24 protein-coding genes and 1 pseudogene are annotated in these 23,845 nt (G+C 49.6%); 13 read left to right on the top strand and 12 right to left on the bottom strand.

Annotation, left to right across the window (positions count from 1 at the left end; genetic code table 11):
• The first annotated feature begins 109 nt into the window (after window positions 1–109).
• The gene (locus tag LG202_RS08750) at window positions 110–1,282 is read left to right on the top strand and encodes a PQQ-dependent sugar dehydrogenase (protein ID WP_230348002.1); all 1,173 of its coding nucleotides are present in this window, start codon (window positions 110–112) and stop codon (window positions 1,280–1,282) included.
• A 53-nt stretch (window positions 1,283–1,335) separates the two neighbouring features.
• On the opposite strand, the gene LG202_RS08745 is transcribed toward LG202_RS08750, so the two are convergent.
• The gene (locus tag LG202_RS08745) at window positions 1,336–1,995 is read right to left on the bottom strand and encodes a LuxR C-terminal-related transcriptional regulator (protein WP_230348001.1); all 660 of its coding nucleotides are present in this window, start codon (window positions 1,993–1,995) and stop codon (window positions 1,336–1,338) included.
• Between the two features lie 276 nt (window positions 1,996–2,271).
• Between LG202_RS08745 and LG202_RS08740 the strand changes: the two genes are divergently transcribed.
• The 3 genes from LG202_RS08740 (at window position 2,272) to LG202_RS08730 (ending at window position 4,212) form a co-directional block, all read left to right on the top strand.
• Complete coding sequence (locus LG202_RS08740) at window positions 2,272–3,162, top strand: tropomyosin (RefSeq protein ID WP_230348000.1); 891 nt, start codon at window positions 2,272–2,274, stop codon at window positions 3,160–3,162.
• Between the two features lie 350 nt (window positions 3,163–3,512).
• On the top strand, window positions 3,513–3,830 hold the full coding sequence (locus LG202_RS08735; protein WP_230347999.1) for a hypothetical protein: 318 nt from the start codon (window positions 3,513–3,515) through the stop codon (window positions 3,828–3,830).
• Window positions 3,831–3,867: 37 nt separating this feature from the next.
• Complete coding sequence (locus tag LG202_RS08730) at window positions 3,868–4,212, top strand: hypothetical protein (protein ID WP_230347998.1); 345 nt, start codon at window positions 3,868–3,870, stop codon at window positions 4,210–4,212.
• 66 nt (window positions 4,213–4,278) lie between these two features.
• Here the strand turns inward: LG202_RS08730 and LG202_RS08725 are convergent, their stop codons facing one another.
• Complete coding sequence (locus LG202_RS08725; protein ID WP_230347997.1) at window positions 4,279–4,722, bottom strand: hypothetical protein; 444 nt, start codon at window positions 4,720–4,722, stop codon at window positions 4,279–4,281.
• A gap of 221 nt (window positions 4,723–4,943) precedes the next feature.
• Here LG202_RS08725 and LG202_RS08720 point away from each other — a divergent pair, with 221 nt between their 5' ends.
• Window positions 4,944–6,878 (top strand): PQQ-dependent sugar dehydrogenase, encoded by a 1,935-nt coding sequence (locus LG202_RS08720; RefSeq protein ID WP_230347996.1) that lies wholly within the window; start codon window positions 4,944–4,946, stop codon window positions 6,876–6,878.
• A gap of 142 nt (window positions 6,879–7,020) precedes the next feature.
• Window positions 7,021–7,758, top strand: coding sequence for a PEP-CTERM sorting domain-containing protein (locus LG202_RS08715; RefSeq protein WP_230347995.1), 738 nt, complete (start codon window positions 7,021–7,023; stop codon window positions 7,756–7,758).
• A 62-nt stretch (window positions 7,759–7,820) separates the two neighbouring features.
• Here the strand turns inward: LG202_RS08715 and LG202_RS08710 are convergent, their stop codons facing one another.
• From LG202_RS08710 to LG202_RS08675, 8 genes are all read right to left on the bottom strand, one after another.
• On the bottom strand, window positions 7,821–8,108 hold the full coding sequence (locus LG202_RS08710; protein WP_230347994.1) for a hypothetical protein: 288 nt from the start codon (window positions 8,106–8,108) through the stop codon (window positions 7,821–7,823).
• A 96-nt stretch (window positions 8,109–8,204) separates the two neighbouring features.
• Entirely contained in the window at window positions 8,205–9,701 is a 1,497-nt protein-coding gene (locus LG202_RS08705; RefSeq protein WP_230347993.1) for a PepSY domain-containing protein, read from the bottom strand.
• A gap of 3 nt (window positions 9,702–9,704) precedes the next feature.
• Window positions 9,705–11,930, bottom strand: a complete 2,226-nt coding sequence (locus tag LG202_RS08700) for a TonB-dependent receptor (protein WP_230347992.1) — start codon at window positions 11,928–11,930, stop codon at window positions 9,705–9,707.
• 219 nt (window positions 11,931–12,149) lie between these two features.
• A complete protein-coding gene (locus tag LG202_RS08695; RefSeq protein WP_230347991.1) occupies window positions 12,150–12,815 on the bottom strand; it encodes a tetratricopeptide repeat protein in 666 nt (221 codons plus the stop codon).
• Window positions 12,815–13,630, bottom strand: a complete 816-nt coding sequence (locus tag LG202_RS08690) for an SDR family oxidoreductase (RefSeq protein ID WP_230347990.1) — start codon at window positions 13,628–13,630, stop codon at window positions 12,815–12,817. Before LG202_RS08690 ends, LG202_RS08695 begins: the two co-directional genes overlap by 1 nt.
• Window positions 13,627–14,310 carry a TenA family transcriptional regulator gene (locus tag LG202_RS08685; protein WP_230347989.1) on the bottom strand — a complete coding sequence of 228 codons (684 nt, stop codon included), beginning with the start codon at window positions 14,308–14,310 and terminating at the stop codon, window positions 13,627–13,629. The genes LG202_RS08690 and LG202_RS08685 overlap by 4 nt, the downstream gene beginning before the upstream one ends.
• Before the next feature lies 1 nt (window position 14,311).
• Window positions 14,312–15,871 carry an AMP-binding protein gene (locus tag LG202_RS08680; protein ID WP_230347988.1) on the bottom strand — a complete coding sequence of 520 codons (1,560 nt, stop codon included), beginning with the start codon at window positions 15,869–15,871 and terminating at the stop codon, window positions 14,312–14,314.
• Complete coding sequence (locus LG202_RS08675) at window positions 15,868–16,515, bottom strand: thermostable hemolysin (RefSeq protein WP_230347987.1); 648 nt, start codon at window positions 16,513–16,515, stop codon at window positions 15,868–15,870. Before LG202_RS08675 ends, LG202_RS08680 begins: the two co-directional genes overlap by 4 nt.
• Window positions 16,516–17,464: 949 nt before the next feature.
• Here LG202_RS08675 and LG202_RS08670 point away from each other — a divergent pair.
• Complete coding sequence (locus LG202_RS08670; protein WP_230347986.1) at window positions 17,465–18,253, top strand: MipA/OmpV family protein; 789 nt, start codon at window positions 17,465–17,467, stop codon at window positions 18,251–18,253.
• 91 nt (window positions 18,254–18,344) lie between these two features.
• Here the strand turns inward: LG202_RS08670 and LG202_RS08665 are convergent, their stop codons facing one another.
• Window positions 18,345–18,923: a PEP-CTERM sorting domain-containing protein gene (locus tag LG202_RS08665; protein WP_230347985.1), complete on the bottom strand. Its 579-nt coding sequence runs from the start codon at window positions 18,921–18,923 to the stop codon at window positions 18,345–18,347.
• Between the two features lie 198 nt (window positions 18,924–19,121).
• Here LG202_RS08665 and LG202_RS08660 point away from each other — a divergent pair, with 198 nt between their 5' ends.
• The 6 genes from LG202_RS08660 (at window position 19,122) to LG202_RS08635 (ending at window position 23,614) form a co-directional block, all read left to right on the top strand.
• Entirely contained in the window at window positions 19,122–19,646 is a 525-nt protein-coding gene (locus LG202_RS08660; RefSeq protein ID WP_230347984.1) for an RcnB family protein, read from the top strand.
• A 288-nt stretch (window positions 19,647–19,934) separates the two neighbouring features.
• Window positions 19,935–20,267, top strand: a complete 333-nt coding sequence (locus LG202_RS08655; RefSeq protein ID WP_230347983.1) for an ArsR/SmtB family transcription factor — start codon at window positions 19,935–19,937, stop codon at window positions 20,265–20,267.
• Between the two features lie 56 nt (window positions 20,268–20,323).
• The gene (locus LG202_RS08650) at window positions 20,324–20,752 is read left to right on the top strand and encodes an arsenate reductase ArsC (protein ID WP_449815761.1); all 429 of its coding nucleotides are present in this window, start codon (window positions 20,324–20,326) and stop codon (window positions 20,750–20,752) included.
• Window positions 20,749–21,768, top strand: coding sequence for an ACR3 family arsenite efflux transporter (arsB, locus tag LG202_RS08645; RefSeq protein WP_230347981.1), 1,020 nt, complete (start codon window positions 20,749–20,751; stop codon window positions 21,766–21,768). Before LG202_RS08650 ends, arsB begins: the two co-directional genes overlap by 4 nt.
• Window positions 21,769–21,908: 140 nt before the next feature.
• Entirely contained in the window at window positions 21,909–23,267 is a 1,359-nt protein-coding gene (gene nhaA, locus LG202_RS08640) for a Na+/H+ antiporter NhaA (RefSeq protein ID WP_230347980.1), read from the top strand.
• A 29-nt stretch (window positions 23,268–23,296) separates the two neighbouring features.
• Complete coding sequence (locus LG202_RS08635; RefSeq protein WP_230347979.1) at window positions 23,297–23,614, top strand: hypothetical protein; 318 nt, start codon at window positions 23,297–23,299, stop codon at window positions 23,612–23,614.
• Here LG202_RS08635 and LG202_RS08630 read toward each other — a convergent pair.
• A pseudogene (locus LG202_RS08630) lies at window positions 23,582–23,710 on the bottom strand (hypothetical protein); the annotation flags it as partial. The gene LG202_RS08635 and the pseudogene LG202_RS08630 sit on opposite strands and share 33 nt — an antisense overlap.
• Window positions 23,711–23,845 lie beyond the last annotated feature (135 nt).

The following is a 23,845-nucleotide window of genomic DNA, read 5'->3' as shown; positions in this document are numbered from 1 at the left end:
AATAAGGCAGCGTATGAATATACTAAAAAAATATAAAAGGTTTTTTCTTTCCTTAATCATCCTTATTGCCGGTGTTATTTTATTTTTTACTGGCGCAAATCAATATCACATGCAGTGGTGGCCGTTTGGCCAAGGTTATTTTGCCAATGTTGATGTCGATGAGATGGTGCCTGAGGCACGCCAAGTCAAACTTTCCTCAATATTCGGTACAGAAGATCTCGAAGTCCGTGAATTGCCATTCAGTGATCAATATCCCACTGGGCCTTTTGAAATGCTGGGTAATAAGCAATTTCTTTTTATCACCAAGTGTGGCGAGGTTTATTTCACCAAAATTAATGAGTCCAGCGAGATCGAGATCACCAAGCATGCCAATCCATTGACCAAGCCAGGGCTGGATGAGCACGAGGAAAGCAAAGGTGATGACTACGACGGATTGGTGTATTGCAAGGAGCTCGCCGGGGTGAAGGATTCGTTACTGTTGGGCAATACCTTGTACGTTGCTTATACCACCTGGGATCATGAGGCTAACGGGGCAAGGCTTGCAGTATCGGCTTTTGCGCTTGATCAGGACAATGCTGAGCTGACATTCCGCAAGGATATCTTTGTCACATATCCCGCAATCAAAGAGCCTTTTCTGGGGCACCAGGTTGGCGGCAAGATGGTGCTAGGGATGGATGATGACACCATGTTCTTGAGTGTTGGAGACTTTTCCAAACCTGATGGCGTGCAGGATCCGGCAACTGCGTTAGGCAAGATGATCAAGATCAACCTGAGGGATGCAAGTGCAGAGATTTATGCCTCTGGATTGCGGTCACCTTCTGGTGGTTTATATTTTGACCGTGATCACCATGAGCTGTGGGAAACCGAGCATGGCCCCAAAGGCGGTGACGAAATCAATCTCATCAAGCAGGGCAAGAATTACGGCTGGCCACTCGTGAGTTATGGCACCTTGTATGAGCGCGAGGGCATGGGCAACTATTATGGCAACAAATATAACTCGCACGAAAAGTTTGAAAAGCCAGCCTTTGTATTCAATCCTTCCATTGGGGTGGGTGCAATCGCTAAATACCCGAAGACCGGCAAGAATGAGTACTGGGAGGGCGGTTTCTTTGTAGCAGGCATGGCAGCTAATAACTTGTTATATATGCGCAAGGAAGGTGAGCGATTGGTGTATGCCGAACCGGTGTTAAGCGACTATCGCATTCGTGCGCTGAAGATAGACAAGAATGGTCGTTTTTTCATGAAAACGGATAACGATCAGTTCCTGTGGATGGAGAAATAGCGAGATTCAGCCAGGTGTAGTATCTAACCTGGCTGTTGTTGCGACTGGGGGAGTTAGCTCGCTGAAGGCTGCAGTGCTATATCCGGTAATGTCAGCAAGTGATATTGCAAAGCATAGAAGATGAAATCTGCATTGCTCTTGATATTGAGCTTCTTGAGTACCCTGCTGCGAAACACACTCACCGCGCCTGCGGTGACATTGAGCTCGCGTGCTACCGTGGCAATCGTCTTGCGTTGAATAAATTTCAGGAACACCTGGAATTCACGTTTTGAAAGCTGCTCATGCGGCAGTGGATTATGTTCTGCCTTCAAGGAGTGCTGTAGTGGCTCGGGTAGATAGAGATGCCCAGCACAGACGGTTTCAATGGCATTGACCAAGTCAGCCTCACTCGCATATTTGTCGAGATAACCTTTGCAGCCACAACGCATAAAATTGAGTAGGAAATGTTGATCTTCATTGTTGCTGATAAGCAGCACCGGCACACGGGGCGCAATACCCCTTAGTTGAGACAATAACTCCAGGCTGTCTCCCTTGCCCGAAGAAATACAGACGATCACAAGGTCAAGTTGTCCCTTGGCTTTGAGCTTCTTGATTTTTGACTCATCTATTCCCACCAACACATGCTTGATCTGCAATTCCTTGTGCTTGGAAATCAAATGATTCAGGGCGTAATTGACCAGGCTATCCCGGCTGATCAATGCAATTTTTTTCATGGCATATCAAGTTGACGCAAAGCAGACAACCCCGTCGCAATGAATTGAATCAGTATGTTAGCCCATACCTCCGCCAGGGCAATATAGGACGATATAGTGCATCCGTGTAGGAAAAAATTAACAAAACCTTGCTTGACTGAGCGCGTAGGAGCGCGCTGACAATCATTAAAGCACTTGGCCGATGACGGCCACGCCTTGTTTTTTCTAATCTGCATCTCAGCCGCTCTAGGCTAAAAACATAACAATCATCTAATGAAAATTTTCTAGGAGACAGATATGGCGACGTTACATAGCGAAGCATCAAGGAGGGAAGAGTGGTTTGTCTTGCCCATTTCATGGCGTGCGATCCTGGCCGGGCTAGCCGTCGCGGTCGCCGTGCAGCTGGTCTTGAGCCTGTTGGGTACAGGTATAGGTTTTAGTTTTGTGGAGCCAGCCTCGGTCGGTGATACGCCATCAGCCAAGGCTTTCGGTATAGGGGCATCTTTATGGTGGATTGTCTCCTGGATATTCTCATTGACTGCGGGGACGATTGTCGCCGTATTGTCTTCTGACGAAATCACGCGTTGCCGTGGTGCCTTGCTCGGGGTTGTGATCTGGGCGCTGGCAACCATCGCGGGCGCTTGTGTCTTTACAAATCTGGCAGGAGGTGTTTTTAAGACCACCGCAGGTGCCGTCGGGCTTGCTGGCAGTGGAGCTGTCGCTGGTGGTGCTTTGCTGGCTGGGAATGTTGGCCCCGGTGTTGGCGGTGAACTCAAGCATGAAGTGGAAGAATTTTTCCGCAATGCCAAGGCTAGCGTGGATCAACAAGTTGCGGATGAGCATCATGGCAAGCACCGTGGAGGCGCTTACTGGCATGCCCTGACCCGCTATTTGGCCAATACCGATGAGTCAAGCAAGGCTATAGACCGTGACCGTGTGGTCACAACCTTGGCAGAGGCTGCTGGTGTTTCCAGAGAGCAGGCCGATGAAGAGGTGAAAAAGCTGGAGGAGGCTTACGCTGCTGGCAAGGAAAAAGCTAAGGAAGCTGCTGACAAGCTTGCGGAGGTGACTGCACATTTTGCCCTATGGGCCACGCTCGGTTTTCTGTTGAGCCTCGCTGCTGCAGTTGTAGCCGGGTCTTGCACAGCACGTGGTTTAGTCCACGCTTCCACAAAAAATACATATTAATTTAGTTAAAAGGAGAAAAATATGCCTTACATCATTGCATGGTTACTGGGTGTACCCATTACGGTTCTGGTCTTGATCTGGCTGATTTTCTAAGAAGCTGGTGATGAGCAAAACGAAGCCCCACATTGTGGGGCTTTTTTATTGGCGATGAGGGCAACGGCGTATCTGGGTGTCAGTCTTCTCTGACAAAAAGTACCACAACCGTCCTATGGGGAGCAGATCTACACTTGGCTATGATGTTTCATACATTGTGGCAACACAGTGCACATTAAGTTGCATGTGTACGCAAAATAATTTGCACAGATCCATGACCAAACAGCATCCATAGCATGACTGTTAAGGAGAATAAAATGAAGACTATCATTCGAGTGCTCGCTCTATCATCCCTTGTATCAGTGTTAGTCGTGGTCGGCAATGCTGCATCTGCCAGCGAAACCTGCGGCGGGGAATTGCGCCATGCTCTGCCCGTGCAAATGAATAAAGGTGCGATGGTCAGTGTCAGCGATCAAGTCGTGCCTACCCTTCAGGATGGCATATATGCGGGTCATGCCCAACAATTGCGTGCCAAGCCTAATAAGTTTGATCGCTATCAACGGCCTGTGTTGGTAGACAAAGGGATTTGCCACCAGAAGCTTTCTGCCTTCAACAAAACCACCATCAAAATGTAATGTTGAATCCCTTGAATTGCCTGATAAAGGAGAATAAATGAGATTATCTAATTCAAAGTTGTTTGCTGCAGTACTGGCGTTGGTGCTGGTCTGGGTTATTTTCACTCAGGTTCGTATGCTGGATGGCAAGGCCATAGATACTGCAAAGGCGACTGCCTTGAAGAATATTGAGTATCCTGAGACGGCAAAGTTCGAGAACTTGCAGGAGGTTAAGCACGGCGATGCTAGTGTGGTGTGTGGCGAATATAGTGTGAAGCCCGAGGGTGGTGATTATGATCCTGCCAAGCCTTTTGTCGTGGAAGTGCGTGAAGGAGAAGACGCTCGGTTTAGCGAACTGCCGGAAGATATTGCCCAGTATTGCAATCTGCCAGGAAAGCGTTAATGGTGTAATGAAAGTGATAAAAAAAGCCTGCAATTTGCAGGCTTTTTTATTGGTTTGTTCTATGTTCTAGTTGCTGCTGGCTGAGTGACTTTCAATAGGGGCAATCAGAGGCCAGCGATCATTCATCCAGGCATATTCTTCAGGTGGTTCGGTCGTAATCACGTATACCCTGCGTTCGTCATGATGGGTTGCGATAATGCCTTTGATGGCGTGCCCAGCAGGGATATCAATCCAGTGTGGGTTGCGTTCTAGGTCGCGGCTGAGAAACTCATCGGCAACCAGATCAACAGTCTCAGGCTTAAGTTTGTCCCATTTACCTTGCTCAAGGGATATCTGGCGTGCCCAGCCTCCGATGAAAAAGCCGCCTTCCTTTTCCTCAAGGTTATTGCCCCAGCGTAGCCACTTGATCTGGCCTTCTACACTCTGGATTGGCAATGCCGCCTTGGGATGGGGAAATTCAATACGTTTTTCCATGCCCGAATGGTCGGTAAGTTTGATTCCTCTGCACATAATAGCGTCCTTCATATAACGGTAATGATTCTAGGAGAATCGTATGAAGGATTGATGACATGCATAAGCCTGAATTTTCTTATCCTGTTGTAGGAGTTTTCCTAATCTTGCCAGGCTTTTATTGTTCCTGAATATGGAATTGTGTAATTGAGATATTTCTATATGTTGGAAATGATGATTTTGGCATACTGTTGAGATTGTTAAATAAGGAGCCTCATGCAATGAAAACAACAAGCAAAGTGCTCGGCCTGATGATTGCGATGGGTTGGATGACGTCCGCTTATGCGGATTTGGCTGCTGTGGAAGCGAATCTGGGCCGGCTCAAGGTGCCGGAAGGGTTCAGGGTAGAGGTCTATGCTGAGGTGCCTGGTGCGCGGCAAATGGCGTTGGGGACTTCGGGCACGGTATACGTCGGTACCCGGGGTAACAAAGTCTATGCCGTAGTTGATAAAAATAAAGATCACAAGGCTGATGAGGTGGTCACGATTCTTGATGACTTGAAGGTTGGCAACGGTGTTGCCATGTGGGATGGGCACCTCTACGTGGCCGAGCAGCACCGCATCACGCGTTATGCTGCACCTGATTTTGACCTCAACCTGCCGTTCAAGCAGATGCGCGAAGTGATCTACGACCAACTGCCGGACAAGGCACACCACGGCTGGCGCTACATTGCGTTTGGCCCGGACAAGAAGCTGTACGTGACGATTGGCGCGCCGTGCAACGTGTGCGACCCGCAAGGCATCGAAGCCTCCATCATCCGCATGGACCCGGACGGCAAGAACACAGAAGTGTTTGCCAAGGGCGTGCGCAACTCAGTCGGCCTGGATTTCCAGCCGGGCACCAATGTATTGCACTTCACCGACAACGGCATGGACATGATGGGCGACGATATCCCGCCTGACGAGTTCAACGCCGCACCGCAGGCCGGACTGCATTTCGGCTTCCCTTACGTCGGCGGCCAAGATGCGCGCCCCAAGGATTGGCAGAACAAGAAGCCGCCACAAGCCGTGACGCCGCCCGTGCTCGGCTTCCAGGCGCATAGCGCAAACCTGGGCTTCAAGTTCTACACCGGCAAGCAGTTCCCCAGCGCATACCAGGGCAATGCCATCGTCGCCCAGCACGGTTCATGGAACCGTAGCAAGCCAGTCGGCTACCAGTTGATGCGCGTGGTGTTCGACGAAAACCACAAGGTGAAATCGAACGAAGTCTTCATCGATGGTTGGCTCAATGACGGTGAGGCCTGGGGCCGCCCTGTCGATGTGTTGCAGCTCAACGATGGCTCTTTGCTGGTGTCCGACGATTATAGCGGCGTCATCTACCGTGTCAGCTACGGCGAGTCCGCCGCGGCTGCACCTGTCCCCGGCAAGAGCGGTCACCAAGCAAAAGTCACTGGACTGCAAATGCCGGAGTCTGCTATTGCACACCCGGATGGCCGCATCTTCGTCAGCGAGATTGGCGAGTTCGGCAAAAACGGCGATGGCAAGATTACTGTCATCAACAAGGATGGCAGCCGCCAGACCCTGGCCGACGGCTTGAATGATCCCAAGGGGCTTGATCTTTTCAACAACCAGCTTTATGTAGCGGATGTGGATCAGGTGCTGAGGATTGGGCTGGATGGTAGCAAGACCGTGATTGCCAGGCCGGGAGATTTCCAGGAAAAGCCGGTTTTTCTCAATGATATCGAGATTGATGGCCTGGGTAATGTCTATGTCTCGGATAGTGGTGATGACAATGGCAAGCATGGTGCGATCTACCAGATATCCCCTGAGGGTAGGGTGAGTCAGTTGCTCAATGACAAATCCGGTATCAAGCGCCCTAATGGTTTGTTGATGGATGGCCCCGGAAAGCTACTAGTGGCAGATTTCGGTACTGGTAAATTATTCCAGGTGAATTTTGCTGGGAAGAAAGCAAGCGTTACCCTGCTTAACCAGGGGTTTGGTGGTGCTGATGGTTTGGTGCGCGATACAGATGGCTTGCTGTATGTGAGTGATTGGGCTGGTGGCAAGGTCTGGCAGTTGATAGAACCACGCGCAACACCACAATTGATCAGCACAGGGCATCAATCTGCTGCGGATATTGCAGTATCTGCTGATGGGCGCTTTCTATTGATTCCTGACATGAAGGCAGGTGAGCTGGTGCCTTTATCCATCAAGTAAATTGAGTTGTTTTGCATCATAAAAAGCCGGCTTATGCCGGCTTTTTATTGATTAGTCTTAATGGACTATTGCTGGGAGGAAAGATTTGCTAATAAATGGCGGTGCTATTGAGAATTAGTTACTTTATTTAATTGGGGGAGTAATGAAAAAAGTTTCATCATTGTTGTTCTTGCTGTTATCTGTTTCTGCTTCGGCACACGCTGCGAGCGCAGCTTCTGCATCAATCAGTAATTTAAACGTGACAGTCTTGTCAGGCGATGCTATTAATCTTTTCAGTTTACCTGTTAATAGTAATGTCAATATCAATTTGAGCGACTATTTTGGCAGTCATTTGCATGATTATAGATATGCTTATGATCTACCCAGTGTGACCTCAATCAGCTTGACCAATTCGATTGGCAATGCCGCAGCATCTACCAATATCGGTGCTGCAGATCAAAGCTTGTGGGCAACGGCAGCAGCCTATGATGGCTATGTTTCCTCTAGTGCAAGTGGTAGTTTTTTCTTTGATTACACTGCAAATTCACTGGTCTTGTTTACCGCCACGGCAACTGTCTGGGGGCAGGGGGATGCAGGCCAATTTGATGATGCAAACTCATTAGCAAGTTTAAGCCTGTATGATACCTCTTATAGTGATGATGCCTTTTCTAGCACGAGCTATAACTCGACTCTCTCATCTGGAGCTGGCCTAGCATCACCATATTCCGCAACCAAGCAATTGAAGTTCTATTATTTCAGTGATGTCAATTCAAAGCTTCAGTTGACTGCTTCAGTTGATGTTTGGGCAAGTACTGCGCCTGTTCCTGAACCAGAAAGCTACATGTTGTTGCTTGCTGGATTGGGGCTTGTAGGATTTGCTGCTTCTCGTCGCCGCAATTAAAAACCGATTTACTATATAAAAAAGCCAGCATTTGCTGGCTTTTTTATTTTATGTTCGGCGTATCAAGTGTTGAGTAGCGCCGCTTTTGCCGTATCAGGAAGATGAGCATCGAGTTTTTTTGCCAGTAGGTAGGATTGCCGTTGATGATGGGCATCGCGGATGTGTTGGTCTATGAGGGTGACGACATCCTCCACGGTGAGCACATCTTGATAGGCAGAAATACTATCCTTGAGGGTTTGCAGGGTCTCTATGCTTTGTTGTGTGTCGTAAATGGATTGCTCGATATTCGGGTTAAACATCACGGTACTACTCCCCATAAGTGAATCAATGAATGGAGTGATTGTAGTCATGATGATTGTGGTGGCTTATCAGGGCATCCTGATGTTGATGTAGGAGTTGACTGACAACCGTCTCAAGCCATTGCGTGAGTCAGTTTGGACGGTACATCATGGCTTGCTGTAAAGGCGCTTGGTATGTGAGGACTTCACTCTCAACCGTTGCCAGCCGATGACGATGCCACTGGCACTGATGACGATAGCCCCGAGGCTGAAGATGATCATGAATGGCTCACGTAGCCATGGGCGTTCAAGCAGGGGGATCCAATCCCAGCTATGTAGCAGGTTGAACAGCCAGCGGCCCAGGCGGCGACGTTCGTCCAACTGTTCAATGATGGCACCAGAGTATGGGTCGACATGCAGCCACGTATGTGCGGCATCATCAAAGCGTACACGCAACATTGGCAGGCGCCTGGCGTGGTTGCTATACATGCTGTTTTCGGCTCTTGCGAAGTAATAAAAATCGTATGCCTTTACTGATTCCAAGTGAATGGGTTTATCTGGCAGCATCGCCTGCGCTGCTTGGACCAAAGTAGCAGTAGGCAGCCGTTGCATGGCATGGCCAGGTTGGGCCATGGCGAGGGTTAGGCTTTGCGTCGTGCTCGCATAGGCAGTGAGGTAGGCTTGGCCGTTGATCATGTGCCATTCGATTTCCTTGACTGGCAGGCCAGCATTCAGCAGGTGCTCCACGATGCGTTGCATAGGCCATGGGGATGACATATTAAACAAAGCGCCAGCCTGGTAATCAGCCTGCACCAGCGTAGAGCGGCTATCTGTCAGCTTCCACGGACGCATCGACATCATGCCGCTGAATATCCAGGCAATCAGCAGCGCGCCAAATATCAGCCCGGCTATGTGGTGCCAACGCATGAAACCCTGGCTATAAGGAGAGTGTGAACCGCTGCGATAAGGCTGTGCAAAGCGCCAGCGCATAATGCCTATCACCTGCCCGAGGATGGCAACCACAGAGCCAGCCAAGGATAGATAGATGATGATTTCTGCCCACCACGGTACATCGCGGATGATGTAGAACCAATGCAGCCAGGCACCTAGCCAGTTCCAGATGCGTTCCTGTTTAGTGACATCCAGTAATACCCGTCCGGTGGTGTGGGAGAGGTAGAGCCTGCGCTGGGCGTCGTCATGGATGTATACGACATGAAAAGGACGTTCTGCATCCAGTGCACGCGCCATGCTCCAGGCATCTTGATGAACTAGGCCAATATATTCTGCCGCTGCACCTTGGCCAAATGTGCTGGCTGAGGCGAGCGCTTGCTGTTCGCTGGTCTGGTTGATCACAGCACCAGAGCGGGCATCTACGGCGATTTCTGCCTGGCCTGGGTAAGTCAACAGGTAGTGCGGCTGGCCTGCAATCGAGGTGAGGCGGAGGTTGGTGGGGCTGAGGGATGGATTGGCAGCCATCATGGCCTGTGTGGGTTCTATGCAGCAATGCTTGGCATCCAGCACAGGCAAGCCTGCCAATTGTTCGGAAAAAAGCAGGCGGGGATAGCCGATAAACAACATGACGATCCCCGATATCAACCACAGCACCATGGGGATGCATAAGGCAATCCCCAGCCAGCGGTGCCAGAGGTAGAGTTGGCGTTTCATCTACTAGAAGCGTACATGCAAGGCGACCTCAAGCGTGCGTGGCTCCCCCAGATAATATTGGGTGTTAGTCTGGTGGATAAAGCGAGCATAGGTTTCATCTGTAAGATTGCGAATACGCGCAGTGAGTTCTGCATTCTTGCTTACGTTGTATCGGGTGTGTACATCAAACAAGGTGTATGAGGGCACCCACATGGTGTTGGCGTTGTTAGCATATACTGACGAAACGTAACGTGCACCAATTCCCGCCTGCCAATCTGGTGTGATCTGGTAATTAAAGCGCAGGTTGGCAACCTGATCAGGCACGTTGACTGGAGTTTTACCCTTTCTGGAGACTGAAATGCCGCCCACTGACTCGTTGAACTCATCAAACTCAGCGTCAATCCAGGCAATATTTCCTTCAGCTCTCAGCTTGGGCGTGAGCTGCAGGGAGGACGCCAGTTCAATGCCTTTGGACGATTGCTGCCCAGCCAGAATAGTATTGTTCGCATTTTGAGGGTCAGTAACAGGAAAATCCCTGCGCACGATTTTATAAGCCGCAATCGTGGCGGTGCCCCGGCCATCCAGATAGTTGAATTTGCTACCCACTTCCATCTGGTAGCCCGTGGATAGCTTGAAGTTGTTGTTGGTCTGACCTGCGCTAGCACTGGTCAGTGTACCGCCAGGAGGCTCGGCGGATGTGCTGTATTGTGCATACACATTGGCTTCATCCGTGATGTCAAACACTGCACCAACGCGACCAGTAAATGCATCCCAGCGCCGGTTAACAGTGGCTGGTGATGCATTCCGGTTGTCTAAGTGATAGTCGATATGGTCATAGCGCAAACCAGTCACCAATGAAAAGCGCTGGCTCAGGAACTGCCGATTCTCGGCAAACGCAGATAACGTTTTGACTTCGGTGCTTCGACCTTTTCTTAGGCCATTCCCCATGCCTGGAATGTCGTAGAAGCTGTCAGGCGCAAAGCTGTCCGGATTGACGATATCAAAGAACTGCCCATCACTTTTATTCAATGAGGAGGTGGGGAAGATGGTTTGTCGATTTACATTGTAATCAGCGCCAAAAGACCAGTCGCTTCTCATGCCAAATAGCTGGTCGTTGTGCACTAGTTCAATACGGTTACCAGTCAGCTCCTGATTATGACGTTGCATATAGGCATTTGACCTAGTGACCAAGGAGTTGCTGGGGTTGTATGTATATACCTCAAGATTGCGGAAATCGCGTTGACCACGGTAGTGATAAAAGGTGTTGCGTAAAGATGTTGTCTCACTGATCTTGTAATCCGTCAGCGAGCGAGCCCAGGTGACACGTTGTTCATATCTTCCATCTGCAACATTGTAATTGTTGAACCGGTCAGATTTCTTGATTTTCAGGGTGCCTACTTGAGGTTGCAGTGTTGGTGAACCCCAATATGGGCTGTCTTCTTGCTCTACATGATGTTCCAGGGCCAATGTGTGTGACAAGTTGGGGGTGATATCTGTCAGCCAAGATAAAGCTAGGCTATTCGCTTCACGCTCTTGTCGGTCAATATAGCCATTGCTGGTATTTCGGCTGAAATCTAGACGTACCCAATTGTTGTCATTCAATGCGTGGTTAAGGCCAACAGCCGTTTCCATGGTGTCGTATCGAGCGTAGCTGACACGTGCTTCCTTGATCTCCTGTTCACGAGTGGCGAGCTTGGTCACATAGTTCAGGCTACCGCTGATAGATCCACTGCCATATAAAAACGAGGAGGGGCCTCCAATAAGCTCAACTCGGTCAAATACCCATGCATCTACCGGGCGGTTTGCACCTGAATATTGCAAACTGATGCCATTGAATAATTGATTGATCTGCGACCCAGTAAATCCGCGATAAGCAATGTGACCACCCCATCCCGGCGGTGCCGATGCATTGACCCCGGGCAGGCTGTTGACTGCATCTTGGAATGTCCTGGCACCAATTTCCTCCATTTTTTGCCTGTCTGCTACCGCCACTGAAGCAGGATTCTCGCGGATAGTCAGACCTAGTCTGGATCCAGCCTCGGAAGGCGTGTCGATATTCAAGCCTTTCTGATCCTTGATTGATGTAGTCTTGACGTTTACGGTTTCAAGCTTGTTGACATCTTCGTGGTTTTTGCTTGCCGGTTTAGAGTTTTCTTTTGCTGTCTCGGAGTAAGCGAGCGGTATGCTCATGGTCGATGAAAACAGGCCTACGACTAAGGTGCGGATAATAAGGGAGGAAGTTGTTGTCATGGTGTGCGTGTGATGTTGAAGTGTCAAAGTGATTGTTGTGCACAATCACAATTCCCTTAGGTGAAAAACCCGGAAATATAACAACATCAAGGCTGGTGCATAATGCGACAAATTGCCGCAGTATGCTGCGTCTCAGTGGGTAAGCGGCCTGGAGGAGGCAAAAAAGAGCCGGGATCCAGCAGAAGGAAAATCCCGGCCTGAGTGGAAAAGTCGAAAAGATTAATGTGTTTGTGCGACAGCTAGACCTTGCTGGGCTTCTTTCTTGCGTTCTGTGTCTGCATCGGCACGGCCTGGGCGTGCTGGTGCATCTAGCGCCTTGCGATAGTAGTCGATGGCTTTCTTGTATTCGCCGGTTTCAGAAAGGTAGTCGGCGTAGAAATAATTAGCGTCTATGCCGGTGGGGTTGAGTTGCAGGGCTTTTTCCAGATAGCTTTTGGCTTTTTTCTTATCGCCAAAACCAATCGGCCAGCCGGGTACACGGTAATAAAGTGTGCCTAAGCTGGTGTAGACAGAGCCTTGCATGATCTCGGGCTGGGTTTTTTCCACCCCGAGTAATAGGTCGCGAGATTTCTCTACCAGCTTGAGGGCGCCCAAGCCACCTTTGGCCTTGGCATAGCCGCTAAGGGTAATGGCTTCCCAGACTTGGGCCTCTGGCGCATTTTGCGAGTTCACTACTAATTGATGTGCTTCTTCAGTGAGTTGCTTGAAAGCAGCCTCCTTGGCATTGTCTGGTGTCTGGTAGTTGGCGATCACCCAGGCGTGTTGCAGCTTGTTCAGGTTGTCGTCGAATTGGCTATCTGCCCAGGCAGGGCCGGTGAGCCAAGCCAGGCCTAGGGTACTAGTGAGTGCCAACGTGGCAGAGAGCTTACTAACGTGTTTGATCATCATTGCTCCTGAATGCGGGATTGATTGACGTAATGACGTGCCATTTGTGCTTGTTTGCGTATGCCCAAGCTGATGATGGATGGCGCGATGCTGTTGATCCAGGCAAAAATTTTCTCGGGGAAACCTAGGTAGAGTTCATCTTTGCGCTCCTCAATGGCAACGATAATGTCGCTGGCGACTGCCTCAGGTTCATCAATGGTCATGTTGCCGTGATGCATCATGTCGATACTCGCGGCACTGTTGAGCGCTGTGCGGACTGCGCGTGGTGCGACATAGGTGACATGGATTTCGCTACCTGCAAGCTCTCGGCGTAGGGCTTGTGAGAAGCCACGTAGTGCATATTTGCTTGCGCTATAGGTGACGTAATAAGGGTAAGCAAGCGAGCCGAAAATAGAGCCGACATTGACGATATGCCCGCGATTCACATGCTTGAAATAAGGCAACACGCCGCTGACTAATTGCATCGGCGCAATGGCATTGACTTGCATGAGCTCAGCAATGCGTGCGGAGGATTGTTGCTCAAGTATGGTGAAGTCCAGGATGCCTGCATTGTTGATGAGAATATCAACCTTGCCCCAAGTGCGTAGCACTTGCTCGATAATGCCTTGTGCTGCGTTGGGTGAGCGCAGGTCAGCCAGTACCTCCATGACCCGGGTGTTGCGCATGCGCAATTCGCCAGCCAGCTCCATTAATTTCAGTTCGTTGGAGGCAACGAGTACCAGTTGTGCATCTTGCTCGGCCAATTGATGAGCCAGGTGCCTGCCAATACCGCCGGTGGCACCAGTGAGGATAATGACTTGGTTTTGCAGGATCATGCTGCTTGCTCCTCTGTAAATGTCGGCGCAAAGCGCCTGAACAGCTCGGAAAAAATATCGCCATATAGTCGATAGAAAGCTTTGGCGCCATGGATGACCGCCTGCCGGTCGGCCTGCTGGGTGATGTTATTGACCAATCCCGCGTAAAAATCGGTATGGCCGACGTCCAGTGCGCCATGGGAGGTCAGGTAGGAAAACGCTTGCTTGGGCAAGTTAAGTGTTGATTGAATCGATGTTGCTGCCAGTGAAGCCAGAGCTGTACTGGTACCTTCCAGTACCAGCACCATGCCAAGAAAACCCAATGGATTCTTGCGATCAATCAAGTGGTAGGCATAGGCGACCATCAATTCGGTTTCGTGGGAGGGCTGACCATGGCGAACGGCTTCTGCATCGCCACCACAGGCAGTAATGTCGTTCAATATCCATGCCTGGTGGCCAACTTCTTCCTCGATATATTCTGCCATGCCAGTACGCAACCATTCATACGCATCTGGCAGGCGCGAGCCACAAGCCATGAGTAGTGGTACGGTGTGTTTGACGTGGTGATAGGCTTCGCCCAGAAAAGCGATATAAGCCTGCTTGTTGACGTTACCCTGAGCTCCCGCCTGGATAAGCGGTAGTGACAGCAAGGCCTGCCGTTCGGCTTGAGTTGCTTGCAGCAATGTTTCATAAAAAGCCATGTCAGACTTCTCCATATAAGGCATTCAATTGGGTTTCATAGGTGGCTTGAATGGCCGCACGCTTGATACGTCCATTACTTGTTGTCAGACCATTTGCGAGGGTGAACGGTCTGGAAGCCCGAATCCAGTGTTGTACCTGGGCATAATCGGGCAGGGTTTGATTGATCTCGTGCAGGTTGGCATCAATGGCCGAATCGGTAGCCTGGGCATCCACGACCAGTACTGCGGTATTCCATGGTTTTGCCTCGCCAAATACTGCTGCCTGGTGAATACTGGGCGATAGGCATAGCTCGCGCTCTACCCATTCAGGTGCGACATTCCGCCCGAAGGAAGTGATGAAGACGTTCTTTTTACGCGCTGTGATATGCAGGAAGCCATCGGCATCCAGGTGACCGATGTCTCCGGTGTATATGCTTTGTGCTGCCTGTGTCGCACCACCCAGATAACCCTGCATAGCGGGGTAGTGCACGATGATTTCGCCATCCGGCGCAAAGTTGACGCGCACGTGTTGTAACGGCTTGCCTACACTGCCTGGCTTGCGGTGGCGTAATGTGTTGAGGGCGACCACGGATCCGCATTCGGACAATCCATAACCCTCAAATACCGGTAGACCGAGGGCTTCTGCTCTTTTCAGCAGGCGCGGCGATACGCTGGCCCCACCCACGGCAATAAAACGCAAATCGGGCAAGGACGTGGGTGAAGATTCTAGGTGCATGACTAGGCCATACAAGAGTTCGGGCGTGAGTACGGCTGTCGTGATCTGGTGTTGTTTAAGCTTGGCTAGTAACAATTGCGATTGAAAGGTGGAGGAGCCAGTAAGCCCCAGCTTGTTGAGCGGCAAGAGAGTGGTGCTGGTGCCCACCAACAAGGGCGTGTAAATGCCGGCAATGTTTTCCAGTAACGTCGAGAGTGGTAATACGCAGAGATGTTTATCTCGCAGGCTGGCCCATGATGCCGTCGCTAGTGAGTTCGCTACTTGTGCCATGGTATCTGCCGAGAGGCATACCCCTTTGGGGCTGCCTGTGGTGCCTGAGGTATAAGTCACCTTGGCTGTATTCTTTGGAAAGGCCACAGGGTAAGGGTTGCTCAATGCATACATGCCAACTTTGTGCTGCCCGGAAGCATCGTGCCATGCCTGTGGGTTGGCATTCAATAAACCAGCGGATTGGTACAGCGCCAGGATAGGCATGCCTTCCTGGGTGAGCAGCATCTTCAAGCCAGCATCGTGCGCTGTATGCAGCAATTGCTCTGCAGAAAAAAACAAGGGCAAGGGGACGACAATCGTTTCTGCAAATGCGCCTGCCAGGTCGGCAATCATCCAACTGATGGAGTTATCCATGAAAATTCCCACCGCCTGCCCTCGATAAGGCTGCAACTGGTTGGCAAGCGAATGCACGGCTTGGAACAATTCCGCATAAGTCAAAGCGCTATTTTCATCTTGCACCGCCACTCGTGTGGGATACAGCACCGCACCATGTGCCAGAGCGAGGATAACTAAATTGTTGGGCTCCTGCTCCCAAAGCAAGCTGTCCACTGAGGTTTCTTCCAGGCAAGTCATCATGATGCGCTCCTGTTTCTGGCAATAGCTAATACCTTGGGTGCACAATCGTAATAAGTGCCCCACCCATTGCGGGCATCTGGTGGTAATCTCTCCAGCCTTGCTTCGCCTAGCGTCACCATGGGGATGGTTAGTTTCTGGAGTGAGTTGTAGAGCGTTGTTGTTGCGGTGAATACGGCCCATTCAGTGGCAGTTTCGTGTAAGTGTCGGCTGATGCAAGACAATAAGGTGCGGATGTCATGGTGGCGGCGTACGGCAAAGTTACCGATCTCGAAGATCAAGGCGCGTGCTACTGCTTGCCCTGTCGAATCCTGCAACGCCTGTTCTATTGAAACATCCAAATAATGTTCAAGAAATAAGTCTTCCTCATTAGCGCGACGCAGACCGCAAGTGGCTAATAGCTCGCCCTTGCGGTTATTCAGGCTCATGATTGTTGGCATGAAATGCGTAATCTTGGCGGCATGAATAGACCAGTATTTCTCACGGATAAAATCCTCCAATCGCTGGCGGAAAGGTGATTGCCTATCATGTAGTGATACAGCAATTTCCTCAGGACAATGAAGAGAGATGTCAGCCTGCTCAGCCGCTTTATGTCGCGTCTGAGCTATAGGCAGCGTTGTATCTGCTTGGTATCGAGGGTGCAGCATGTCGCTCGTCCTTGGTGAGTCATCGTATGCTTAATAAATGGCAAGTGATGTGCCAACCTGAACGAACACACAGTTGCTTATAGTAAAGCGATGGAAATAGCTTAGGTTGGCAATGCATCCCCCGCAGAAAAGCCGCACCAGAACTGGAATTAAGGACAAGGGGTGGGGTGGAAAGTAAGAGGCAGTCTTATTCTTGATAGTTACTGTGATACCGTTTAATACAGACTAACCCTGCAAAAATTGTAGATGAATACTGCAAGCCTGCATGGAAAAGCGGGAATGAATCGGTGAGCAGCATTGATGGGGGATTCAAGGCTACTGTCTCAGCGTGAGGGACGAGTGGACTTATTGAAAATGCAAAAACAGGGTATCAAAACCCAGAGTGAGGTGAATAATATAGAAACACTAGCCATAAGCCTTCTATATTAAATTTTGCTATTGCTGATGATCAGATTGCGAATGTATCAATGGAACAATAAATAAAAAGGGTTAGCCTAAGCTAACCCTTTGAAAATATGGTGCGCCCGAAGAGATTCGAACTCCTGACCCCTTGGTTCGTAGCCTTCTGGGGCTGGAGTGGCGCGTATATTAATCAATGGGTTAGGGGCGTTCGTTGCAATCAAACAGCCTATAAAAGCCTATTGGAGTGCAGAAAGTCGCGCAAAATTCGCGCAGATTAAATTCATTAGTGGGTACATTGAGACCAAGAACCAAGGTATAAGAATTTTCCCTATCCAGAACTTCGGGGATATATCTTTAGTTTCACTATCTCAGGCGTCGGCACAGTTTCAATAATGGCTTATCGCCATTAGAGTATGAAAAGCGTTATTTCGAGGGGCTGGCGACTGTCTAGGATAGTAGGGGCCAATTCAGTTCTAAAGCTTTAATATATCTGGCTTAAACTACTGGGATTGAAGCAATCTGACTCAATTAACGTAATAGGATAACAATGGCACAAATCAAACGCGCACTTAGTTTTTCCGCCGTATGCCTCCTAACCAGCTATGCTTGGGCAGAGGAAACTAAGATCGACAGGCAGACTGAAACATCTATGCCGAGGCAAAAGAACATGTATGGTATTGGCGTTGGCATGATCCCCAAAACATCAGGCTCCAAAGACTTTCGTACACTAGTACTGCCTGTCATCAATGCCAACTACGGTGACCGATTTTATATCAATGGCCTGCAAGCTGGCGTTTGGCTCTTGGACTCCGACGATAAAAGGCTAAGATTTGGACTATCTGCAGATGCAAGGTTTGGCTGGGATGCTGACGACAGCAGCCGCACCAAAGGCATGCATGACCGGGACTTCTCGGTAGATGTTGGCCCAGTCCTCCGTTGGCAAACCGATTACGGCACTGTAAACGCCCAATGGGGTTTTGACGCTGGAAACGCAAGCAACGGCCAAAACGTACAGCTCCAATTTATTCGAAGTCTGTACCGCTCTAGTCAATTCCGCATCAATGGCCTGATCGGCGTGCAATGGAACAACAAGAAATTCAATGACTATTACTTTGGCGTAGATGCCGACGAAGCAAGGCAGGGACGCTCAGCTTATGAAGCAGGTGCTGGCACGCAATATCAAATCGGGGTCAATGGCATTTACAGCATAAAAGAAAACCAAGCGTTATTCTTTGGCCTGATTGCCAACCGCTTAGGCAACGAGCAAGCCAATAGCCCCATCGTTGAAACCAGAACACAACCGCTAGGATTTATTGGATACTCAATCGGGTTCTAAAGTTTTTAGGGAATGTTTCTGTCAAATACTTGATTGTCACGCTACAAAGATAAAAAGGCCTCATAAGGAGGCCTTTCGTTTTACTTCTCGCTTACTGCACTTTCCTACGGCGAGATGCAAAGCCTAGAACACCCAAGCCTAATGCCAACATAGCGTATGTATCCGCCTCAGGTACAGCACTGACGGTGTACCAAGCACTGCCACCTTGAGCATCAGTCAAACCTTGCACGTGAAGTGCAAACGATTTGGAGTTTAGCTCAACGGGGCCATTAAAAGTTGCTGTCCAGCTAACACTCTCGTTCGCGGTTAAACGATCTTGACCTTGGAATAAATCAAAGCGGAAATCATAAATACCACCAGGACCACCACCATTTTTATAGCTAACAGGAGAATCACCTAATACACTCGATACAGTCGCTTTCGCATCTGCATCCACTGCAATAGAGCCGATAAATGCTTTATTAGTAAACAAGGCATTCAGATCATTGGCAGTCAGGGTGAAATAGTAAACATTGCCAATATTGTTATAGCTCAAAGTAGCAAAACTACTAGCCGGAGTGAAGTCCCCCGATAGCAAAGTGCCGTAGTTGTCATTTGTCGCTGCTTGCGCAGAAACACCTGAAGCCATTGCTGCAACCAAGGCAATAGCAGTCATTGTCTTTTTCAACATGTTTAACTCCATAGTTAAGAATTTTTTAATTATTTGTTGTTATGGGGTGGATTATCTCTCGTCCAAGATTAGTTACAATAGGCCGTTCGAGCTAATGTAACCAACTGATTTTATTGTAATAACAAATAATACTCAGTCTCAACACTGCAACGAACCCATCATAATAAAACTTATATCTTCACAACTATGGAGAGAGCCATGAACGCAAAAGTTAAACAGATATTGCTGACTATTCCAGCCTTCTGCATCACCCTGAGTTTGAGCGGTCCTTTACTAGCAGACCCGCCCCATGGAAAAGGGAATGGCAATGGTGGCCCTCCAGGGCAAGTGAAAAAGCAACAGCACGGTGGTGGTGGATCTGACCGCCACGCTTATGATGATCGCAGAAATGGTGGCAACATTGATATTGACATCCATTTTTCAAGCAACCAGCGCGTCATCATCCAGGATTACTACCGCGATCAATACCAGGCCGGCCACTGCCCTCCTGGACTAGCGAAAAAGAACAACGGCTGCATGCCTCCAGGACAAGCCAAGAAATGGCGTCGAGGCTACCCATTACCTCGCGATATTATCTATTACGATCTACCGCCAGTAATCATTGCTCGACTAGACCCACCACCTCGCGGCTATAAATACGTCAGAGTGGCAGCTGATATTCTCATGATCGCCATTGGCACTGGCATGGTGATTGATGCCATAGAAGACTTGGGAAGCATGTAAAAATAAAGGCCTATGTCATGATGGTATAGGCCTTCTTTCTATCGTCAAGATGGTGAACGTTTCACCTTGGAGTTCTGAATTGATCGATGGTTTTGTGTACAGCTTGTATCAGTTCCGCATTTTCGATCATTGCAGAGACAGGCAGCAAAATATTAGGATTTGGCATTGAGGTGGGACATGCATAAGTTCCTCTTTGACAGTTACGGGTGTTTCTTTTATAGCTTCTGGTAAAAGACATTAATAAGCAGTTTTATTGAATTATTTCTATATTTCAAATAATATAAAAATATGGAAATGAAAACTATCGTTACTGCATTATCTGCCTTGGCACAGGAATCACGCCTCGCAATTTATCGACTCCTTGTTCAGGCGGGGCCTGATGGGCTGCACGCTGGCAGAATCAGTGAAACCCTTGATGTGTCACCTTCCTCTCTCTCTTTTCACCTTAAAGAACTAAGTCATGCGCAATTAGTGACTTCTCGTCATAAAGGCAGGTTTGTCATCTACTCAGCAAATTACATACAGATGAACAATGTCCTGGCATACCTCACTGAGAATTGTTGTGGTGGTGCACCTTGCATGCCAGTTCAATTTCAACCTATCTCAGAGCCTATTAAATGATCACCAAAACCTTCAATGTACTTATCCTTTGTACAGGTAACTCCGCAAGAAGCATCATGGCTGAGGCCTTATTCAATACGCTGGGCCAGGGTAGATTCAAGGCCTTTAGCGCTGGTAGCAATCCTACTGGCAAAGTAAATCCCTTCGCCATTGAGCAGGTGGCTGACCTTGGTTACCCCACTGAGGTGTTGCGTAGCAAGAGTTGGGATGAGTTTACCCAAGCTAATGCACCTAAGATGGATATCGTCATCACTGTCTGCGATAACGCCGCTGGCGAGGTTTGCCCCATCTGGCCTGGTTCGCCGATATCAGGGCATTGGGGATTTGAAGATCCTGCCGCAGCTGAAGGTAGCAATGAGGATAAACGTGCTGCCTTTGCCCAGATCCGCAGCCAGATCCAGGGATGCGTTGAACGTTTTATTCGCCTGCCTTTGGAGTCAATGGACATCCCTAGTATCAAGCGCGAACTGGATGGCATCAAATGAATACGTTTGAACGTTACCTCACCCTATGGGTAGCGTTGTGCATTTTCATCGGAGTTTTCTTTGGCCAGTTGTGGCCTGAGATATTTCAAACCATTGCTAGCCTTGAGTTCGCGCAGGTCAATCTGCCAGTCGGTTTCTTGATCTGGGTCATGATCATCCCGATGCTTGCCAAGGTAGATTTTTCCGCTCTAGACCAAGTGCGTCATCACCTCAGAGGGATAGGAATCACGTTATTTATTAATTGGCTGGTCAAGCCATTTTCAATGGCATTCCTTGCTTGGTTGTTCATCCGGCATTTGTTTGCCGAGCTGTTGCCTGCTGAGCAGGTAGACAGCTACATTGCCGGGCTGATATTGCTAGCTGCCGCTCCTTGCACTGCGATGGTGTTTGTTTGGAGCAAGCTCACACAAGGCGATCCCTTATTTACCCTATCACAGGTAGCCCTGAACGACACCATCATGATCTTTGCATTTGCGCCACTGGTTGGCCTGTTGCTAGGTATCTCTGCAATCGCCGTGCCTTGGGCAACTCTCACAACCTCTGTTGTGCTTTACATTGTGATACCTGTGCTGCTTGCCCAACTGCTGCGCAAAACATTGTTAGCCAAAGGACAGGCTTGTTATGAGCAGATTGTGCAACACACAGGAAGCTGGTCAATAGCCGCTTTGCTGCTGACGCTAGTTTTACTGTTTGGTTTTCAGGGACATGCCATCATTGAGCAGCCAATTGTGATCGCGCTATTAGCCGTTCCTATCCTGATCCAGATAATCTTCAATAGCGGTCTTGCATACTGGCTGAACTACAAGGCTGAGGAACAGCACAGCATAGCTGGTCCTTCAGCCTTGATTGGTGCGAGTAACTTCTTTGAATTGGCAGTAGCCACGGCCATTAGTTTATTCGGCTTCAAGTCAGGAGCAGCATTGGCCACAGTAGTTGGCGTGTTAATTGAAGTTCCCGCGATGTTGACCGTGGTGTACATCATCAATCATAGTAAGACTTGGTATCAACGACAGTAGGCAAGGATGAATCACCCGCATTGTGTTCAAATTTTGCCTAACGGAATTGAGGATGTAGAATAAAAAAGGGTGTTAGCCGCATGCTGCGGCGAGACAGGTTAATGCGTTAGGTCGGGCCGCCACGCGGAGCTTGTACGCCTATGCATCAGCAACGCCCTGGCCGCCGGGTATCCCGCGCTCAGCTATTGACCAAGTTCGCCTTCGCCAAGGTTGAGCGGTTTTTTCATATCGAAGCAGTCAGCGGTATCGTATTACTTATTGCTGCCTTGATTGCACTCATCTGGGCAAACTCTCCATTCGCCGAAAGCTACCATCACCTCTGGCATACCCCACTGTCTATTGGGTTGGGCCAGGCGCTATTTTCCGAGTCGCTGCATTTCTGGATCAACGATGTCCTCATGACTCTCTTCTTTCTCGTGGTTGGCATGGAGATCCGCCGCGAAATCCATGAGGGAGCATTAAGCAGCCTCAAGCAAGCTGCCTTGCCATTTGCCGCGGCATTGGGCGGAGTGGCGATCCCCGCTCTCATTTATCTTGCCTTGAATGCTGACCCTGCCAGGCAACAGGGATGGGCCATACCGACCGCCACTGATATTGCCTTTGCCGTTGGGGTGCTCGCGTTGCTGGGCCGCTCCATTCCCGGCAATGTCCGGATATTCTTGCTCGCCCTGGCCGTGATTGATGACATCATCGCCGTCTTGATCATTGCCTTGTTTTATTCGGGTGGACTGGATTACAGCGGTTTCGCTCTCGCTGGCATAGGCATAGCCAGCGTCATCCTGCTACAGCGTATGGGCATAGGTTCCGCTTATGCCTACGTACTGCCTGGTGCCATCATCTGGATTGGGTTGTTCATTACCGGAGCCCATCCCAGCTTGGCTGGCGTCGTCCTCGGGCTCATGACCCCGGTACTTTCCTCGAGAGTTCGCAGGCGGCCTCTCGCACTGATCTCACGCGTTCATCGCCAGTTGCTCAAGGAGGCATCCTCAGGCAATCAGCAACTGGTACAATCACTGCGTAGACTCCGTATTGCCCAGCGTGAATTGCTGCCGCCGGTGACCCGCATCCAAACAGTACTTCACCCCTGGGTTGCGTTTGGCATCATGCCATTATTCGCCCTGGCCAATGCCGGTGTCAGCCTACAAGAGGCTAGTATTGATCAGGATGGGGCACAGTGGGTCATGTTCGGTGTCGCCATCGCCTTGATCTTTGGAAAGCCGATTGGCGTGATCAGTGTGAGCTGGCTGATGGTGCGATTGGGATGGTGCAGATTGCCCTCAGATGTCACATGGTTCGGCGTATGCCTGATTGGGGTACTCGCCGGGATTGGTTTCACCATGTCCATTTTTGTATCCATGCTCGCATTCCAGAATGACGGACTGCTCAGTGCCGCAAAGCTTGGTGTGCTATCCGGATCACTTGTGGCAGCCGTTTTGGGATTGCTAATAGGAGGTTTCTATATTCAGTCCCATAAGCGTATGTCACCAAGCATCGACTAACTCGCTTGAGAGGATATAAGGGAGAACATATGCAATATAGAACTGTTGGAGCGGTGTTGATCAGTTCCATACTGTTTGCCTTGCAAGGCTGTGGAGAGCATCACGATCTCGCGGGGGCCTTGTCAGAAAAGGATGGGAAAACGTATCTCTCGACAAGCATTGAAAAACTATCCCAAACCCGGATCAAATTCTTGGTGAGTGCTCTTGGTCAACCGCAGGGACAGATCGAGATCAAGCATGGTCGCATGACGTATTACACATTAATTCATTCCGTGCAAAAGCGCGGGAAGATCAGTAACGACGTCCCCCCGTTTTCAGTAGCAGAGGGCTTTAGAGTCCGAGGGTAATTTACCCGATTTCTGGGTGAGTGATTTGGCATAAGCTGCAGGCGTCAAACCGCCCAGTGATTTTTTCGGTCGCTCCTCGTTGTACTCGCGGCGCCAGCCTTTTCAAGCGCGTGTTTTCCGTTTCGAGGGGCTTGATCGTAACAGAAGCGTTTTGCGAATTGATTAGCCCATTGGCTACCGCTATTGAAAAGCTTTGAGGGGTCGTAGCGGGATGGGATCAACAACTGTTCA

It is taken from the genome of Methylobacillus methanolivorans, assembly GCF_054588515.1.
Note: the sequence above shows the minus strand (reverse complement) of the source record. Positions and strands in the feature narration are given on the sequence as shown.